This is a genomic window from Pseudomonas sp. NPDC089408, assembly GCF_044749445.1.
Taxonomy (GTDB): domain Bacteria; phylum Pseudomonadota; class Gammaproteobacteria; order Pseudomonadales; family Pseudomonadaceae; genus Aquipseudomonas.
In genome coordinates this window covers 59264-77431 of the sequence record NZ_JBIVHY010000017.1, presented here as the reverse complement: position 1 = coordinate 77431, position 18168 = coordinate 59264, and the positions used below count along the sequence as shown (strand labels likewise).

General features: G+C 59.4%; 13 protein-coding genes. 10 read left to right on the top strand and 3 right to left on the bottom strand.

Features of this window, described 5'->3' with window-relative positions; translation table 11 throughout:
- Nucleotides 1-46: 46 nt before the first annotated feature.
- A complete protein-coding gene (gene prpF, locus ACIP02_RS22410) occupies nt 47-1195 on the bottom strand; it encodes a 2-methylaconitate cis-trans isomerase PrpF (protein ID WP_400620732.1) in 1149 nt (382 codons plus the stop codon).
- Nucleotides 1195-3822: an aconitate hydratase AcnA gene (gene acnA / locus ACIP02_RS22405; RefSeq protein ID WP_400620729.1), complete on the bottom strand. Its 2628-nt coding sequence runs from the start codon at nt 3820-3822 to the stop codon at nt 1195-1197. Before acnA ends, prpF begins: the two co-directional genes overlap by 1 nt.
- Nucleotides 3823-4116: 294 nt before the next feature.
- Between acnA and ACIP02_RS22400 the strand changes: the two genes are divergently transcribed.
- From ACIP02_RS22400 to fecE, 7 genes are all read left to right on the top strand, one after another.
- Nucleotides 4117-5436, top strand: coding sequence for a CitMHS family transporter (locus ACIP02_RS22400; RefSeq protein WP_400620828.1), 1320 nt, complete (start codon nt 4117-4119; stop codon nt 5434-5436).
- A gap of 88 nt (nt 5437-5524) precedes the next feature.
- On the top strand, nt 5525-6832 hold the full coding sequence (locus ACIP02_RS22395; RefSeq protein WP_400620726.1) for an MFS transporter: 1308 nt from the start codon (nt 5525-5527) through the stop codon (nt 6830-6832).
- 46 nt (nt 6833-6878) lie between these two features.
- Nucleotides 6879-7826, top strand: a complete 948-nt coding sequence (locus ACIP02_RS22390; RefSeq protein WP_400620723.1) for an FCD domain-containing protein — start codon at nt 6879-6881, stop codon at nt 7824-7826.
- Between the two features lie 138 nt (nt 7827-7964).
- The gene (locus ACIP02_RS22385) at nt 7965-8885 is read left to right on the top strand and encodes a Fe(3+) dicitrate ABC transporter substrate-binding protein (RefSeq protein ID WP_400620720.1); all 921 of its coding nucleotides are present in this window, start codon (nt 7965-7967) and stop codon (nt 8883-8885) included.
- On the top strand, nt 8882-9913 hold the full coding sequence (locus ACIP02_RS22380) for an iron chelate uptake ABC transporter family permease subunit (RefSeq protein ID WP_400620717.1): 1032 nt from the start codon (nt 8882-8884) through the stop codon (nt 9911-9913). Before ACIP02_RS22385 ends, ACIP02_RS22380 begins: the two co-directional genes overlap by 4 nt.
- Nucleotides 9910-10878, top strand: a complete 969-nt coding sequence (locus ACIP02_RS22375) for an iron chelate uptake ABC transporter family permease subunit (RefSeq protein ID WP_400620714.1) — start codon at nt 9910-9912, stop codon at nt 10876-10878. Before ACIP02_RS22380 ends, ACIP02_RS22375 begins: the two co-directional genes overlap by 4 nt.
- A gap of 4 nt (nt 10879-10882) precedes the next feature.
- Nucleotides 10883-11668 (top strand): Fe(3+) dicitrate ABC transporter ATP-binding protein FecE, encoded by a 786-nt coding sequence (gene fecE, locus ACIP02_RS22370; protein WP_400620711.1) that lies wholly within the window; start codon nt 10883-10885, stop codon nt 11666-11668.
- A 77-nt stretch (nt 11669-11745) separates the two neighbouring features.
- Here the strand turns inward: fecE and ACIP02_RS22365 are convergent, their stop codons facing one another.
- On the bottom strand, nt 11746-12156 hold the full coding sequence (locus tag ACIP02_RS22365) for a hypothetical protein (protein ID WP_400620825.1): 411 nt from the start codon (nt 12154-12156) through the stop codon (nt 11746-11748).
- Nucleotides 12157-12340: 184 nt separating this feature from the next.
- Here ACIP02_RS22365 and ACIP02_RS22360 point away from each other — a divergent pair, with 184 nt between their 5' ends.
- Genes ACIP02_RS22360 through ACIP02_RS22350 form a run of 3 tightly spaced genes read left to right on the top strand, consistent with a single transcriptional unit; the run spans nt 12341 to nt 18096 of the window.
- Nucleotides 12341-15538, top strand: a complete 3198-nt coding sequence (locus ACIP02_RS22360) for an efflux RND transporter permease subunit (RefSeq protein WP_400620708.1) — start codon at nt 12341-12343, stop codon at nt 15536-15538.
- Nucleotides 15531-16697: an efflux RND transporter periplasmic adaptor subunit gene (locus ACIP02_RS22355; RefSeq protein WP_400620705.1), complete on the top strand. Its 1167-nt coding sequence runs from the start codon at nt 15531-15533 to the stop codon at nt 16695-16697. Before ACIP02_RS22360 ends, ACIP02_RS22355 begins: the two co-directional genes overlap by 8 nt.
- Nucleotides 16681-18096, top strand: a complete 1416-nt coding sequence (locus tag ACIP02_RS22350) for an efflux transporter outer membrane subunit (protein WP_400620702.1) — start codon at nt 16681-16683, stop codon at nt 18094-18096. The genes ACIP02_RS22355 and ACIP02_RS22350 overlap by 17 nt, the downstream gene beginning before the upstream one ends.
- Nucleotides 18097-18168 lie beyond the last annotated feature (72 nt).

The window sequence follows — 18168 nt, the reverse complement described above, 5'->3', positions numbered from 1 at the left end:
TGTGATGAGTACCGCCGACCTTCGAAGGTCGGCGGTAGCTGAGCAATCAGTACTTCGACGGTACGAGCACCCAGCCTTCCATCAGACGACGGGCGCTTCGGCTCATGACGGCCTTGTCCACAATCCAGTTGCCATCGACTTGGGTGGTCTGCGCGCCTACGGCAACGGTGCCGGCGGTGTGGCCCATGTTGACTTGGCGTTCACCGATATCGCCGACGATACGGTTGACCAGCGTGCCTTCCAGAGCGGCCGCCACGGCAACGGCTACGGCGCCAGTGCCGGTGATTGCGTGGTGCAATTTGCCCATGGAAAGGATGCGGGCGATCACATCGATCTCGCCGGCTTCGACTGTCTTGCCACCGGCAGCGCCGTAGGTTTGCGGCGGAGCTACCAGGCAGAGCTTCGGCGTGTGAGGGCGAAGGCGCGTTGCTTCTTCAGCGGTAGCCGCCAGACCCATGGCCACGGTGCAGTGTGCGCGGATGGTTTCCAGCGACTGCAGCAGTTCGGCGTTGCCGTTGACCTGGTCTTGGGTCTCGGTCCCGGTCAGGCCAACGCGCTGGGCGTCGACGAAGATCGTCGGGTTGCCTGCGTTGAGCAATGTTGCCGGCAAGCCTGGGAAGCCAGGGATATCCAGTTCATCCACAACATTGCCGGTTGGCAGAATGCTGCCGCCCGAACCGCCAGGCTGAAGGAATTCCACGACGATTTCGGCAGCAGGGAAGGCGACGCCATCCAGCACGAAATCACCTTCTTCAACGACCTCGCCATCCTTCATCGGGACATGGGCGATGATGCGTTTCTGAATATTGGCCTGCCAGATGCGGATGGTGGCGATGCCGTCACGAGGAGCATCGACGAGCCGTTGGCGAATGGCGAATGGGCCAACGGCTGCGCTCAGGTTGCCGCAGTTACCGGACCAGTCGACCACCGGGTTTTCGATTGCCGGGGCGCCGAACAAGTAATCAACATCGCAATCGGTACGACCCGATTTACCGATGATGACGACCTTGCTGGAGCTGGAGGTGGCAGCACCCATGCCGTCGATCTGCTTGCCATAAGGATCTGGGCTGCCGATGACGCGAAGCATCAGTGCATCACGCTCGGGGCCTGCAGCCGGAACATCTTGCTCCAGGAAAAAGACGCCCTTACTGGTGCCACCGCGCATGAATACGGCAGGGATTCGAACTTGAGTCATTACACTGCTCCTTCCAGTTGCTTAGCTTGTGCAGCCTTGTCCATGCTCTCCACCAGCAGCTGCGGCAGCAGGCCGCCGCGGCGGAAGTAGCGCACGTCTTCATGCGTATCCAGGCGGCTGGTGACAGTTACGTTTTCAGTGGTGCCATCTGCACGCTCAATGACGAGTTGCAGCTTGTCGCCAGGCGCGAAGGTGTCGTCGATGCCTTCTACCGAGAACTTCTCGTGACCGGTCAGGCCCAGCGTCTTGCGAGTTACACCTTCTGGGAACTGCAGCGGGAGGATGCCCAGGCCAGCCAGGTTGGTGCGGTGGATGCGCTCGAAGCTCTCGGCCACGACAACGCGTACGCCCAGCAGGCGAGGGCCTTTGGCTGCCCAGTCACGCGACGAACCGCTGCCGTACTCCTTGCCTGCCACTACGATCAGAGGCTGCTTGCGATCGGCATAGGCTTGGGCGGCTTCGAACACGGTGCTCACGCGGTTTTCCGGCAGCAGCAGCGTCCAAGGGCCTTCGCGGCCGTCAGTCATCAGCTCGTTCTTCAGGCGGGGGCTTGCGAAGGTGGCGCGCTGCGCGGCTTCGTGGTTGCCGCGACGAGTGCCGTAGGAGTTGAAGTCATCAACACCAATGCCATGGCCTTTGAGGTACGAACCTGCGTCGCTGTCCGGCAGGATGGCGCCCGACGGCGAGATGTGGTCAGTAGTAATGTTGTCCGACAGCATCACTAGAACGCGCATGTCTTTCAGGTCGCGTTGAGGGTCGGTAGCAGTCAGCTCATCGCTCCAGTACGGCGGCTTGCGGATGTAAGTGCTGCTCTGGTCCCAAGCGTACTGATCGGTAACGCCGGCGCGCAGGTCAGAGGCGATGACGCCCGCTTCGCGAGGTACCGAGCTGTAGGCCTTGTCGAACAGGTCGGCCGACAGTGCTTTCTTCTCGATCTCGTCCAGCTCTTGATCCGAAGGCCACAGCTCGCTGAGGTAAACCGGCTTGCCTTCGGCGTCGGTGCCGAGCGCATCCACTTGCGGGTCGATGCGGTAGGTGCCAGCGATCGCGTACGCCACGATCAGGGGAGGGGACATGATGAACACTTCACGAGCCAGCGGGTGTACGCGACCTTCGAAGTTGCGGTTACCGGAGGTAGCGGCAACGGTCTCCAGCTTACGAGTGCGGATTTCGTCCTCGATCTCTTTGCTCAGCAGAGGTCCGGACATGCCGTTGCAGGTGGTGCAGCCGTAGCCAACAACGTTGAAGCCCATGTTGTCGAGGTCCACGTTCAGACCTGCACGGTCCAGGTAGTCGGCGACCACCTTGGAGCCGGGTGCGAAGGAAGTCTTGACCCATGGAGCACGACGCAGACCGCGCTTGAGTGCATTGCGGGCGACCAGGGCCGCAGCGATCACACCACGAGGGTTGGAGGTGTTGGTGCAGCTGGTGATAGCGGCAATCACGACCGAGCCGTTATCCAGGCCGGTAGGGATGTCTTTTGCTGCTTCGCCTTTACCCAGCAGGATGCGCTGGTGAGGTTGTTTCGGGCCGGCAATCGCACGACCAACGGTGCTCAGGTCGAGGGTGACGACACGGTCGTACTCGACCGACTCCAGGCTGTCATGCCACAGACCTTGATGCTTGGCATAAGCCTCCGTCAGCTCGGCAATCTCACCGCCGCGACCGCTGAGTCGCAGGTAGTGCAGGGTGCGATCGTCGATCGCGAACATTGCTGCGGTAGCGCCGAACTCAGGAGCCATGTTGGACAGGGTGCCACGGTCCGCCAAGGATAGGGCGGCAACGCCTGGGCCATGGAATTCCAACACGCTGCCGATTACGCCGGCTTTGCGCAGGCTTTCGGTCAAGGCAAGTGCGATATCGGTAGCAACGTAGCCAGATGGCGGAACGCCTTCCAGCCGGACGCCGACGATTTCTGGAACCCGCATCATCAGGGCTTTGCCCAGCATTGCGGCTTCTGCCTCGATACCACCAACACCCCAGCCCAGTACACCGATGCCATTGATCATGGTGGTGTGGCTGTCAGTGCCGACTAGCGTGTCAGGGAAGGCCCACAGATCACCTTCGGTTTCGCGTGTACCGATGACGGTGGTCAGGCGCTCCAGGTTTATCTGGTGAAGGATGCCGTTACCGGAAGGCACGATCGACAGATTGTTGAAGGCCTTGTTGCACCAGTCGAGGAATGCAAAGCGTTCGGCATTGCGCTCGCGCTCGATGGCTTCGTTATCGGCCAATGCGCTGGCATCACCCCATCGCTCTACGTTCAGCGAGTGGTCCACGACGAGGTGAGTAGGGGTGACTGGGTTTACCTGGCGTGGATCACCGCCTGCTTTTGCTACTGCGTCACGCAGGCCGGCCAGGTCGACCAGGGCAGGGGTGCCGAGCAGGTCCTGAAGCACGACGCGAGCGGGGCGGAAGGGGATGTCGCTGTTTTTAGAGCGAGTGCAAATTACTTTCAGCGCCTCGTTCGGCTCTGCCTCGGTACGCAGGACGTTCTCAGCGAGGATCCGGAGGCTCATTGGCAGGCGGGCGAAGTCGCCGCCTATCGCTTTTACAGCTTCCGATACGTTGCAGACGCGGTACTCGCGACCGTTTACGGCCAGGGTTTGGCCAATGTGCTTGCTCATGCCGGGGACCTCACAGGCGTGTTTTTTGTGAGGTGATATTGCACTTTGTCTAAACTTGAGTCAATTTATCTCCAGCAGAAAAACATCGCTCGAGCGCCGAATGGTCACCTTGAAGCCTGAAGAACGGCCATTTATCTGCCTGCCAGCCTTTCCCGCACAAAGACAAAAACGAGGAAATTCAAGATGAAATGCAATCAGACCTACCGTAAATCCGCCCGGCACCAGTCCGCTCAGTCCCTTTCGTTCCGCTAAAGCTTGGCTTCGCGGCACTAAAACAATAAGGAGAGAGCCATGCTGCTGACCGTGCTCGGTTTTTCGATGGTCACCTGTTTCATGTACCTGATCATGACCAAGCGGCTTACCGCCCTGGTTGCCTTGATCGTGGTACCGATCGTGTTTGCCCTGATTGGTGGCTTCTATGCCGGCCTGGGCGGAATGATGCTCGACGGCATCAAAACGTTGGCGCCGACTGGTGTCATGCTGACCTTCTCGATTCTTTACTTCGGCATCATGATCGACGCGGGACTGTTCGATTCATTGGTGCGCTGCATCCTGAAGATCGTGAAGGGTGACCCGCTGAAGGTGTTGGTCGGAACCACGATTCTGACCATGCTTGTGTCCCTGGATGGCGACAGCTCCACTACCTACATGATCGTGGTCGCCGCATTCCTGCCGCTTTATCAGCGCCTGGGAATGAGCGTTCTGGGCCTGACCTGCGTGGTCAACATCGCCAACGGCATCATGAACATCTCCCCATGGGGCGGCCCTACTGCCCGCGCTGCGGCTGCGCTGCATGTCGACGCTATGGACATCTTCCTGCCGATGGTGCCGTCGATGCTGCTGGGCTGCGCTTGCTTGCTCTTCATCGCAATTCTGCTGGGTCGACGTGAGCGTGCGCGCCTGGGCGTGATTGCCGTGGATGATTTCCACAACGGCTCTATCGCGTTGGGTAATGGTTCGCACGAAGAGTGCGATCGCAATCGCCGCCCGCACATGTTCTGGCCCAACCTGCTGCTCACTGCAACGATGATTGGCGTGTTGATGGCGGGTATCGTGCCGATTCAGGTGCTGTTCATGGTCTGCTTCGCAATCGCGGTGATGATCAACTACCCGCACCTGGAGCAGCAGAAAGAACGTATCTCAGCTCACGCGGGCAACGTTCTCGCGGTGACTTCGGTCATTTTCGCCGCAGGCATCTTCACCGGCATTCTTTCAGGTACCGGGATGGTCGATGCGATGGCGAAAGGGCTGTTGGCAGTCATTCCTGATGCGTTTGGACCATACATGGCGGTGTTCACTGCCTTGGTCAGCATTCCATTCACCTTCTTCATGTCCAACGACGCCTTCTATTTCGGCATCTTGCCTGTGATCGCTCAGACCGCCGCTACCTATGGAATCTCGCACTTGGAGATCGCTCGGGCATCGGTGGTGGGTCAGCCTGTCCACTTGCTCAGTCCGCTGGTGCCTTCGCTCTACCTGCTGGTGGCGTTGGCGAAAGTCGATCTGGGTGACCACCAGCGCTTTGCGTTGAAGTGGGCGCTCCTGGTGAGCATGGCCATGTTGGTAGGTGGCGTGATGTTCGGAGCATTCCCGCTCTATCACTCAGCTTCGTGAGTCGGTGGCTGGCCGTCGGCTCTGCTGGCGGTCGGCTGCCGGTGCTTGTAGCCGGCGCAACCGCGCCTAGAAAAATAAAGGTGTAACCATGCCGTACCGTAGAGCCTGGATTGCTGTATTTCTGTTCTCTCTGGCGATGATCAATTACATGGACCGAATTGCCCTGTCCATCGCTGCCAAACCCATCGCCGAGGAATTCAATCTCAGTGCAGTCGGCATGGGATACCTCTTTTCCTCATTTATCTGGAGTTATGCGCTCTTCCTGATTCCTGTTGGTCTGCTGATCGACCGCTACGGCGCCAAGCGCATCGGTGGTTTCGGTATTCTCGTGTGGTCGGCAGCTACGGCGCTGACCGGGGCAGCGATGAACTTCGCTTCGCTGCTGGCTGCGCGGCTTGTTATGGGCGCCGGTGAATCGGTCAGCAACCCGGTCGGGGCTAAGGTGATTCGTGAGTGGATCCCGAGCCAGGAACGCGGCACCATCACCGCTGTTTTCAACAGCGGCTCGTACGCTGGGCCAGCGATTTGCTCGATCGTTCTTGCGATGCTGGTCGCCAGTGTAGGATGGCGCTGGTCCTTCGTGATTGCCGGCGGCATCGGTTTCGTCTGGCTGTTGGCTTGGTACCTTTTCTACGGCAAGCCTGAAGATGTGAAGTGGCTGAGCAACCAAGAGCGTAAAACCATCCTGGACTCGCGCTCCGGTGGTGGCAAAGCGGGTGGTGCTGCAGTCGCTCCGTATGGTCTTAAGCGCCTGCTGAAGACTCCGACCCTCTGGGGTCTTGCTCTGACCCAAGGCTGCAACGTTTACACCCAATACCTCTTCCTGACCTGGTTGCCGAGCTACCTTCAGCAAGAGCGTCATTTGACGCTGGAAAAAAGCGGTCTGGTGACTGCTATCCCTTATGCTGCCGCTGTTGTGCTCTGCATCGGCCTGGGCAAACTCAGTGACTGGTACCTGACTCGTGGCGGGGGTGTGAGCTCGGGTAAGCGCCGCAATGTAATTGCGATCTCGATGCTGATTGCGAGTTGCATCCTTTTGGTGCCATTCGCTGACTCTACTGCATCGCTGGTCTTGATTTCGTCGCTGACCTTGGCAGGTATTGCTTCGACCACTTCGCTGAATTTCTCCCTGCTCAATGATCTGCTGCCAAGTGCCGGGGATGTTGGTCGTGCGGTAGCGTCCATTGTTGTTGGCGGTAACCTCTTTGGTGTGGCGGCTCCTATCGTCACTGGCTACGTTGTCCAAGCCACAGGCTCGTATAACTGGGCCTTCATGATCGCAGGCATCCTACTGGTGGCTGGTGCGGTTATTGCACTGACTATGACTCGTAAGCCAATGGTCCCAGCTACAGTTGAGTCCGAACCCCATTTGGAAATGAGCCCGCAAAAGGCATAATGTAGGTGCTGTGGGGCTCGTCTCAATGGAAGAGCCCCACAATCCCATGCCCCAACTCGGAAAAGATATGAATCTGACGCCTCTTCAAGCCCGCGTAGCTCGCGATATCGTTGCCTATGTTCGCCAAGAACAACTGGCTGCGGGGCATCATGTCTCGGAGCTAGGACTGGCCAAGGCTCTGAAGACGTCTCGGACTCCTATCAAGATTGCTCTGAACTACCTCGCTGAGCGAGGAATGCTGAGTCAGGACCGTAATCGCGGTTTTTTCCTGGCCAAGCCCTATGATGATCTGGCTGAAATTGCCCAAGATCTGTCGGTCTCCATCGACGACCCGATCTATCAGCAGATCGCGGTGATGCGACTGAACGGACAGATTCCTGAGCAGTTTGCTGAAACGGACCTGATGCGTTTATTCAACATTTCACGCTATATGCTGCGTGGGGTGTTGAGCCGCATTCAACAAGAAGGCTGGATTGAGCAGCGTGCCGGCCAAGGCTGGCAATTCCTGCCGATGATCGACTCCGTCGAAGCCTATGAAGAAAGCTATTCCTTCCGAGCGATCATTGAGCCGGCAGGACTCCTCGCCCCAACGTTCATGGTCGACACAGAAGCCCTGGCTCGCTGTAAGAAACAGCAGCAGTTCATTGCAGATGGCGGATACCTGACCATGACGCCTCAGGAGCTATTCGAATCGAATGCTCAGTTTCACGAGACGCTTGCCAGTTTTTCCGGCAATAGATTTCACGTCCAGACGGTTCGTCGTCTCGACCAGCTTCGCCGGCTGGTAGAGTACCGTCAGGCTAGCAAGCGCGCACCTCGGCGAGAGCAGGCGGTTGAGCATCTCGCGATCCTTGCTTGCCTTGAAAAAGGTGATCGGCTGGCAGCAGCTGACCATATGCGTAAGCACCTGGAGCAAGCTCGCCGGCATAAAGTCGCAGCTGAGTTGTTTGAGGCAGTTGAGCTGCCTGTTGAGGCTGCTGTTGAGTCGGCCTGAGCTGACAGTCCGAACCGCTCGTTCTGTGCCGTTGTCTTTCCGCTTTAAATCGCGCATCGCTGACCTTTTGCGTCAGCGTGCGCCCATCCGCTCCGCACCTGTCGACATCCGGCAGAGTGACGTCACCAAGGGACCACTATGCGAACCCCCGCACCACTCAGGATTCTTTTTTCCTGCGCGTTGATTGCTTTCTCCTGCATCAGCCATGCAGCCCCCATCGAAGTGAATGATGGTCAGCACACAGTCAAACTGGCGGATGCGCCGAAGCGCGTGGTGGTCCTTGAATTTTCGTTTTTGGATAGCTTGGCTGCCGTAGGGGTTACTCCCGTCGGTGCCGCTGATGACGGCGATGCGCAGCGGGTGCTTCCCAAAGTTCGCGATGTCATTGGAACGTGGACGTCGGTTGGGCTGCGCTCGCAGCCAAGCATCGAGCAGATTGCATCGCTCAAGCCAGATTTGATCGTGGCTGACCTGAATCGACACGAAGCACTATATGACGACCTATCCCGTATCGCTCCGACTCTGATGTTGCCATCTCGGGGAGAGGATTACGAAGGAAGCCTGAAGTCAGCTCAGCTGATTGGTGTAGCGCTGGGCAAAGGCCCTGAGATGGAAAAGCGAATCGCTAAAAACCGTGCCCACCTTGCTGAGGTGGCAAAGCAGATTCCGTCCGGGGTTACCGTCCTGTTTGGTGTCGCTCGTGAAAGCAGCTTCTCTCTGCATGGCCCGGCGTCGTACGCCGGCAGCGTGCTGTCCACTATCGGTCTCACCGTTCCAGCTGTCCGCCAGGGTGCTGCACCTACGGAATTTGTAAGTTTGGAGCAGCTGCTGGCCCTGAACCCATCATGGCTTCTGGTGGGGCACTACCGTCACCCAAGCCTTGTTGATACCTGGAGCAAGCAGCCGCTGTGGAGTGTTCTCTCTGCGGTGCGTGATCAGCATGTGGTCGATGTTGACGGCGATACTTGGGCACGGAACCGCGGTGTGATGGCATCTGAGCAGATCGTGGACGAGGCGTTGGCTGCACTGAAAGGTCCCCAGGTCGCCCGTAGCCAATGAGTTACCGTAGTCTACTTGCCAGTGTGATGACCCTCCTCGTTGGGGCAGGGTTGTTTTGGTTTTCGCTGTTCACCTGGTCACCCTTCACGCTGACAGCCGTTGATGCCTGGAATGGTTTGGTGCATCAGGGGACCGTAGGTGGAAACATGGCCTACGTCGTCTCACAAATCCGTGTGCCTCGCACTCTCTGCGCAGCACTGGTGGGAGGGAGTCTCGGGCTTGCCGGGGCGCTGATGCAGGGCATCACGCGAAACAGTCTCGCCTCACCCTCGCTTTTCGGGGTGACCGCGGGTGCGGCTACCGGTCTGGCTTTGTTCTCTACCGGCTTGATTGCGCCTATGTTCCCGGGTGGTGCTTTGCTGATGACCTGCATTGGTGGCGCATTGGCCTGGGTTACCGTGTTTAGCCTTGGTGGCGCATTGGCCTGGGTTACCGTGTTTAGCCTTGGTGGTGCTTGGTCACAAAGCACGTCGCAAGGGCGCCTAGTACTGGCAGGAGTGGCCGTGGCGGCACTGTGCGCTGCGCTCACCCGGCTCACAGTCATTCTGGTCGAAGCCCAGGCGCAGAGCGTACTGAACTGGCTAGCGGGTTCGCTTGCAAACGTCACTGATGCGCAACTGAACATACTCTGGCCGTGCGCATTGGTGGGTACATTGTGGGCACTGATGCTCGCGCCTCGACTGAACATCATCAATCTAGGTGAAGATGCAGCTCGATCACTTGGAGTGAGCATCACTGCGCTGCGATTGCAGGTGTTTGCGATCAGTCTGCTACTGGTTGGGGCTAGTGTCTGCGCTGTGGGGCCGGTTGGGTTTGTGGGGCTGATTGCCCCCAACATTCTTCGCCAGTTCCTGGGCAACGATTATCGTTGGCTGGTACCACTGAGTGCTGCCCTTGGTGCTGTGATCGTCTTGGCAGCTGATCTGGTGGGGCGCATGGTTGCTTTCCCGGCCGAAACACCCGCCGGAGCTGTCACTGCGATTGTTGGTGCGCCGTTCTTCCTGTTTCTCGCAAGGCGCAGCTTATGAGCGTGGGTCGCATTCGCCTGGCAGTTCTTGTCGGCTTGTTGGTGTTGGCGGCGTTCGCCAGCTTGAGCATCGGAACCACCTGGTTGAAGCCTGAGGCAGTTATTGAGCGGCTGGTCGCTCACGACGGCGCCGACTTTGAGGTGTGGAATCACCGTCTGCCTCGAACAATCCTTGCTGTCCTGGTCGGTGCAGCGTTCGGCTTGGCGGGCGCCATCGTCCAAGGTGTGATCCGTAATCCGCTCGCTTCGCCGGAGATCCTTGGTGTCACGCAGGGGGCTGGCTTGGCGCTTACCGTGGCGATCATTGGCTGGGCGCAAATTTCGCCTATCTGGTTCCCATTGATTGCATGCGCCGGCGGGGCTGCGGGAGCATTGCTGCTGATCGGCTATAACGCGGGCATCAGCTTTTCAGGCGTTCGCTTTGCGCTGTCAGGGGTGGCTATTGCGGTCACGTTGGCAAGCATTACCGAGTTTTTGATTCTGTCCCATCCTCTGGATATCAACACCGCTTTACTCGCGCTCACTGGCAGCATCTGGGGGCGGAACTGGCACCATGTGGCCCTAGCCACGCCGCTGCTGGTGTTGATCCCAGCGGGAATGCTGTTGGCGAAGTCCTTGAACCTCATCGCCTTGGGAGATGAGGCGGCGCATAGCCTGGGCGTGCGGATGGGACCTAATCGGGGGGGGGCAATCGGCTGCGCCGTGCTCCTGACAAGTGTAGGTGTGGGGATCATCGGCCCCGTTGGTTTCATCGGGCTCGTTGCGCCTCACATGGCCCGGCGACTCGTTGGTGGTCATCACCAACATCTGATTCCTGCAGCGATGTTGATCGGTGCAGTGCTGCTGGTTTCGGCCGATACGATCGGGCGAGCGTTGATTGCACCCAGCGAGATTCCCGCCGGCATCTTCACCGCAGTGATAGGTGCGCCTTATTTCCTGTGGCTGCTGTCACGGTTCAAGAGCTAACGACATGAGCATTATTCAGGCACACAGCGTCGACGTAGGGTATGGCACGTCACCGATTGTCAAAGGGCTGTCCTTCTCACCGCCGGCTGGAAAGGTCACTGCGTTGATCGGCCCAAACGGCTGTGGAAAGTCGACATTGCTTAAAGCCCTCGCAGGAATCATCCGGCCCTCGGCTGGGTCGGTGTCGGTCGATGGAAGTCCGTTGCCCCGATTGAAAAACCAAGAGCTCGCACGTCGAGTGTCTTTCCTGCCGCAGGTGTTGCCAATCCCTGAAGGGGTGAGTGTCCGTCAGCTCATTGCCTACGGCAGAAGTCCGCACAATTCTTTTTGGGGGCGGCTGAGTGGAGCGGACAAGGGGCATGTCGATCAAGCGATCAAGCGGATGGAGCTGGAGGCGCTCGCAGTCCGTCCACTTTCCGATCTGTCCGGCGGCCAGCGTCAGCGTGCCTGGTTAGCCATGGTGCTTGCTCAGGACACAGAAGTGGTGTTGCTGGACGAGCCTACGACCTACCTCGATATCTGCCATCAGGTTGAGCTGCTTGACCTCATGCAAGATCTGGCTAGGGAAGGGAAGACCGTCATTACGGTGCTCCACGACATCAATCAAGCGTGTCGGTACGCAGATCACATTGCGGTAATGCGCAACGGAATCCTCGTGGCTAATGGTAGTCCCACCGAAGTTATGAGTGTCGACTTGGTAAGGGAGGTCTTTGAAGTGCAGGTTCAAATTGTAAGTGAACCTGTTTCAGGTACGCCTATGTGCGTAGTAGAGAGGAGTTCGAGGGGGTAATAAGGAAGTGGTTTGTCTGCATGATTCCTCTCTTGTTTTGCTTGTTGAGGATCATGGATGCAGACATACAGCTTAAATCATCCCGCCATGCAGTTAACATCTGGCGAGTGCGCCAAAGGCTTATCTGAAGCATTATACAATGTGACCTTGTACTCCTGGCCCAGGCTGCTTTCTACCAATGTATAGTGCTTGCCTGCTTTAAAGTCTTGGTAGGTGACGCTAGCGTTACAGGTAGCGCCGTTGCTGTCGCCTTCGCCCTCCACAAAGAGGGTAGCCCCCAGCGTATGCTTGCCTGCCGATACCTCAAAGAATCGACCATCATCGAGCCGCTTGCCATCCACGGTCTCGGCCATTACAGTCGTCGTGGGCTCCTCCTTAAGGCCTATCCAGGCCTCGTCCGCGCTGGCTTTTGGTATCTGGCCGGCGCAGCCGCCCAGTGTGCTCAAGACCCCGAGCAGTGGTACAACTAGCCGCCATTTTGTGCCTATTTTGATCCCCATACGATTTCCCTCAGATGCTGCTGTGATTGATTTTTCTATGATGGTCGGTGCAATCGCTGGCGGCAAGTGAAGACTCGCCATAGATTTCCTAAATTTACTTTAATGGAGGTTTAACAGTAAGTTTTTAAGAAGTCGTGGAAGACTGCGCCGATTCAAGTTTCGGAGACTCGGCATGCTCGGTCTAGTGAAAACTGCACTTCACAAGCCTTACACTTTCTTAGTGTTGGCGATAGTGATTTGCATAGTGGGTCCTTTGGCGGCGGTACGTACGCCAAGCGATGTTTTTCCAGACATTGGGATACCCGTCATTGCGGTTGTTTGGCAGTACGCAGGTCTTGCTCCGGATGCTATGTCGGGCAGGGTTGTCTATACCTATGAGCGTGCACTTAGTACTACCGTCAACGATATCGAACACATCGAATCGCAATCGCTGCCAGGTATGGGCATCGTAAAGATCTTCTTCCAGCCAAGCGTTGACATCCGAACTGCCAACGCCCAGGTCACCGCCGTTTCGCAGACCGTGCTCAAGCAGATGCCAGCTGGCATCACGCCGCCGCTGATCCTCAACTACAGCGCCTCCACCGTGCCGATCCTGCAGATGGCGTTCTCCAGCCCGACGCTGTCCGAGGCGCGCATCCGCGACCTGGTGCAGAACAGCATCCGCCTGCCGCTGACCTCGGTGCCCGGCCTGTCGATGCCGACCCCCATGGGCGGCAAGCAGCGCCAGATCACCCTCGATCTCGACCCCCAGGCCCTGGCCGCCAAAGGCCTGTCGGCCCAGGACGTGGCCAGTGCGCTGGCCGCGCAGAACCAGATCATCCCGGTGGGCACGGCGAAGATCGGCCGCAACGAATTCACCGTGCTGTTGAACAACAGCCCCAGCGCCATCGATGAACTCAACGACCTGCCGGTCAAGGTCGTTGACGGTGCACAAATCACCATCGGTCAAGTGGCCCACGTGCGTGACGGCGCGCCGCCACAGACCAACATCGTGCGGGTCGATGGCCGCCGAGCGGTGCTGATGCCGGCGTTGAAAAACGGCAACAACTCGACCCTGTCGATCGTCGACGGCATCCGCGGCATGCTGCCGCGCATAAACGAAACCCTGCCACCGGAACTGAAGACCTCGCTGCTCGGCGACGCCTCTACTGTGGTCAAGGAATCGGTCGGCAGCGTCGCCCGCGAGGGCGTCATCGCCGCGCTGCTGACCAGCGCCATGATCCTGCTGTTCCTCGGCAGCTGGCGCTCGACGCTGATCATCGCTGCCTCGATCCCGCTGGCGGTGCTGTCGGCGATCGCCTTGCTGGCGGTCAGCGGGCAGACCCTCAACGTGATGACCCTCGGCGGCCTGGCGCTGGCCGTGGGTATCCTGGTCGACGACGCGACGGTGACCATCGAAAACATCAATTGGCACCTCGAACAAGGCAAGACGGTCAGAACGGCGATCCTCGATGGTGCCAAACAGATCGTCGGCCCTGCGTTCGTGGCGCTGTTGTGCATCTGCGTTGTATTTGTTCCGATGTTCATGCTCCAGGGCATCGCCGGATACCTCTTCCGGCCCATGGCATTGGCAGTGATGTTCGCCATGGGGAGCTCTTTTATTCTGTCGCGCACTTTGGTGCCGACCCTGGCCATGTTCCTGCTCAAGCCGCACCGGGTGGAGCAGGGCGAGGGGCGGCACCCGGAGGATGCGTACCTCAACCACCACGAAGGCGATAAGTCGGCCAACCCGTTGGTGCGCCTTCAGGCTGGTTTCGAAGCAGGCTTTTCCCGACTACGCGATGGCTATCAGGGCTTGCTGGAACTGGCTCTGACCAACCGAAAGCGCTTCCTGCTCGGCTTCCTCGGTTGCGTGTTGGCCAGTTTCGCGCTGCTGCCAACATTAGGTCAGGACTTCTTCCCCGAAACCGATGCCGGGGCCATGGCTTTGCATGTGCGCTTGCCTTTGGGCACGCGCATTGAGGAAAGCGCTGCAGCGTTCGATCGCATCGAAAGCCGCATTCGCGAGGTGCTGCCGGCCGACCAGGTGGACTCGATCATCGACAACATCGGCCTGCCCATCAGCGGTATCGACATGGCCTACAACACCAGCGGCACGGTCGGCCCGCAGGATGGCGATATCCAGGTCTCGCTCAAACCCGGCCACGGCCCGACCGCCGACTACGTCAAACGCCTGCGCGAAGTGCTGCCGGACAGCTTCCCGGGCACCACCTTCGCCTTCCTGCCGGCGGACATCAGCAGCCAGATCCTCAACTTCGGCTCGCCGGCGCCGCTGGACGTGAAGGTCTCCGGGCCGAATGATGCCGCCAACCGGGCCTATGCCGCCGAGTTGATGCGCCGCCTGAAGCATATTCCCGGCATCGCCGACCTGCGCCTGCAGCAGTCGGAAAGCTACCCGTCGTTGCAGGTCAACGTCGACCGCAAGCGCGCTGCCGAGCTGGGCATCACCGAACGTGACGTCACCAGCAGCCTCGGCGCCTCGCTGGCCGGCACCTCGCAGACCGCGCCGACCTACTGGCTGAACCCTGCCAACGGCGTGTCCTATTCGGTGGTCGGCTCGACTCCGCAGTACCGCATGAGCAGTATCGCCCAGCTGGAGGCGCTGCCTATCACCGGCAGCAACGGCCACACCGCCGTCCTCGGCGGCATCGCCAGCCTGGCGCGCACCGACACCGCCGACGTGGTCAGCCACTACAACATCACCCCGACCTTGGACCTGTACGCCAACGTCCAGGGCCGTGACCTGGGCGGCATCGCGGCAGACATCCAGCACGTCATCGACGACACTGCGCAGTTACGCCCGAAAGGCGCGACCGTCAGCCTGCACGGCCAGATCACCGCGTTGCACGAAGCCTTTCACGGCCTGGGCCTCGGCCTGCTGGGCGCGGTGGTGCTGATCTACCTGCTGATCGTGGTCAACTTCCAGTCCTGGGTCGACCCGTTCGTGATCATCACCGCGCTGCCCGCCGCGCTGGCCGGCATCGTCTGGATGCTGTTCATCACCGGCACCACGCTGTCGGTGCCGGCGCTCACCGGGGCGATTCTTTGCATGGGCGTGGCCACCGCCAACTCGGTGCTGGTGGTCAGCTTCTGCCGCGAGCGCCTGGCCGAGCATGGCGATGCCATGAAGGCTGCCATGGAGGCCGGCTTTACCCGCTTCCGGCCGGTGCTGATGACGGCCCTGGCGATGATCATCGGCATGCTACCGCTGGCCCTGTCGCAGGAGCAGAACGCACCCCTTGGCCGCGCGGTGATCGGCGGCCTGATCGTCGCCACCTGCGCCACCTTGTTGTTCGTCCCCGTCGTGTTCAGCCTGGCCCACCGCCGCTCAACCCCTCACGCTGTCGTTGGAGAAAACCTGCATGCCTAGTCGCTCCGTAGCTGATCGTCGGCGCCTGAAGCTCATGGGAGGCGCCGGCCTGGGCCTGGCGGCCCTGGTCGTCGCGCTGGGGGTGTATGCCCGTCAGCACCAGGCTGCTGCAGTGCAGGCCTGGACTGAAAGCCGGGCGACACCGGCCGTGGTGACTTTCACCCCATCCATGAATGCTGCCGGCGAAACCCTGAGCCTGCCCGCGCACTTGCAGGCCTGGAACATGGCGCGGGTCAATGCCCGAGTCAGCGGTTACCTGAAAAGCTGGCAGGTGGACATCGGCACCACGGTCAAAGCCGGTCAGCCGCTGGCGGAAATCGACAGCCCCGAACTCGACCAGCAACTGGCTCAGGCAAAAGCGCAACTGGCGCAGCACCAGGCCAGTGCCTCGCTGGCACAGAGCACTGCCGAACGCTGGAAGCACCTGTTCGACAGTCATTCGGTGTCGCGCCAAGAGGTAGACGAGAAGGTCGCTGCCGCCGCCGTGGCAAGTGCCGATGCGGAAGCAGCGCAAGCCGAATATGCGCGCCTCAAGGACCTGGCGGCCTACAAGACCATCCGCGCCCCGTTCACCGGCACCATCACCGCCCGCAACGCGCAGATCGGCCAGCTGATCAAGGCCGATAGCGATAACGCCACTTCGCTGTTCGACATTGCCGACACCCGTCGCCTGCGTTTGTACGTACCGGTACCGCAGAACTACGCCAGCCAAATCTTGCCAGGCATGCAGGTGCATCTCTCGGTACCGGAGCGCCCCGGTCAAACCTACTCAGCCGCGTTGCTCGGGACCTCTACGGCGGTCGATCAAAGCTCTGGGACGCTGCTAGCGCAGTACGCAGTTGAGAACACCATTGGCGCCTTGCTGCCGGGTGACTATGCCAATGCCAACATCACTTTGCGCAGTGATGCCCAGGCCGTGAGTATTCCCGCCAGCGCTCTTATTTTCAGGGCCCAAGGGCCACAGGTAGCGGTACTTGACGCCCAGAGTAGGGCGCATCTGCGGAGTATCCATATCGCTCAGGACCTGGGAAGCAAGCTGATCGTTGATCGTGGGCTGAGCTTGAAAGACGAGGTGGTAGATAATCCGCCCGATGCTCTTCGGGACAATGATGCGGTGCACAGCGTGACCTCCGGAGGTGCACATGAGCCCTCTGTTTAAGTGTTCAGGCTTACTGCTGATCCTGGCCTTGCAGGGCTGTTCGCTGGCCCCTCATTACCAGGTGCCTCAGGCTGAATTGCCGGCTCATTATGGCGAGCGTGTAGGTGCCTGGCAGATGGTGGGCAAAGAACAGATATTGCCCGCGCAGTGGTGGACGTTATTCGAAGACAAGCGGCTGAATGAGCTTCAGGTGCAACTTGAGGCGTCGAATCCAGACCTCGCCGCTGCAGTGGCGCACTACGATGCGGCCGCAGCTTACGCGCAAGGCTTGCATGGCGGCCTTTGGCCGCAAGCGAGCGCGAGTATCGCCCCGCTACGACAGCGGCAGTCGGACCGTCGGCCGTTGCGTGGTGATACCCAGCCATCAATCTACAACAGTGATACCGCTGGGCTGAGCTTGAACTTCGACCTCGATCTCTGGGGGAAGCTTCGTAACCAGGTAGCCGCAGGTGACGCTCAAGCCCAGGCTTCTGGGGATGACTTGGCTGCGGCGCGGTTGAGCCTGCAGAAGCAACTGGCTGTGCTGTATGTTCGATTGCGAGGCTTGGATGTACAGCATCATCTTCTGGGTGATGCGCTGGCACATCGGACTCAGTTGCTCACGCTCATTCAAGATAGGTTCCAAGGAAATATAGCGAGCGAGTTGGATCTCGACCGAGCAACGGCGCGGCTGGCAGAGGCGAACGCGCAGGTGGATGAGGTCGTAGCCCAGCGCCGCCTGGCGGAACATGCGATAGCAGAGCTCGTGGGTAAATTGCCCAGCGAGTTCTCGCTTGCTGACGATCAGGCGCTCTTGGAGCCACCCCAGATACCGCACGATCTGCCGAGCAAGCTGCTGCAGAGTCGACCCGATATCGCAGCCGCCGAGCGACGTGTATATGCGGCCAACGCCAACATCGGTGTTGCCCGAGCGGCGTGGTATCCAGACTTCAGTCTAACGGGACTTGTCGGCGGACAAACCCAGGGCTCTGGAAGCTTGTTGGCTTCGGCTAACCGCTTCTGGGCGGTAGGCCCTGTACTGCAGTTGCCCATTTTTGATGGGGGAAAACGAGTCGCTGATGAGCAAAAAGCCTTGGCTGAGTTCGAGGAGGCTGCAGCGTCCTACCATGGCAAGGTGCTTCATGCTGTGCGGGAGGTTGAAGATAACCTGGCTCAGATCAGCGACCTTGCTCAACAAGCCAGGGACGTGAAAACCGCCGCAAGTGCCGCCGCAGCAGCAGAAAGCATTGCTATGAATAGCTACAAGCAGGGAGCAGTAAGCTTGCTCGACGTTATCACTGCCCAGTTGGATGCACTGCAGACGAAGCAGGATCTTCAACGGCTACAGACTAAGCAGGTAGAAGCATGCATTGGCTTGATGGTATCGCTTGGCGGCGGGTGGGCTCAGCAGCCAAGCTGATACTTAGTAAGTTCATTTGCGACATTGTCAGCGGGAGGAGGATCCACAATCTTTTTTCAGCCGTGGTACTGA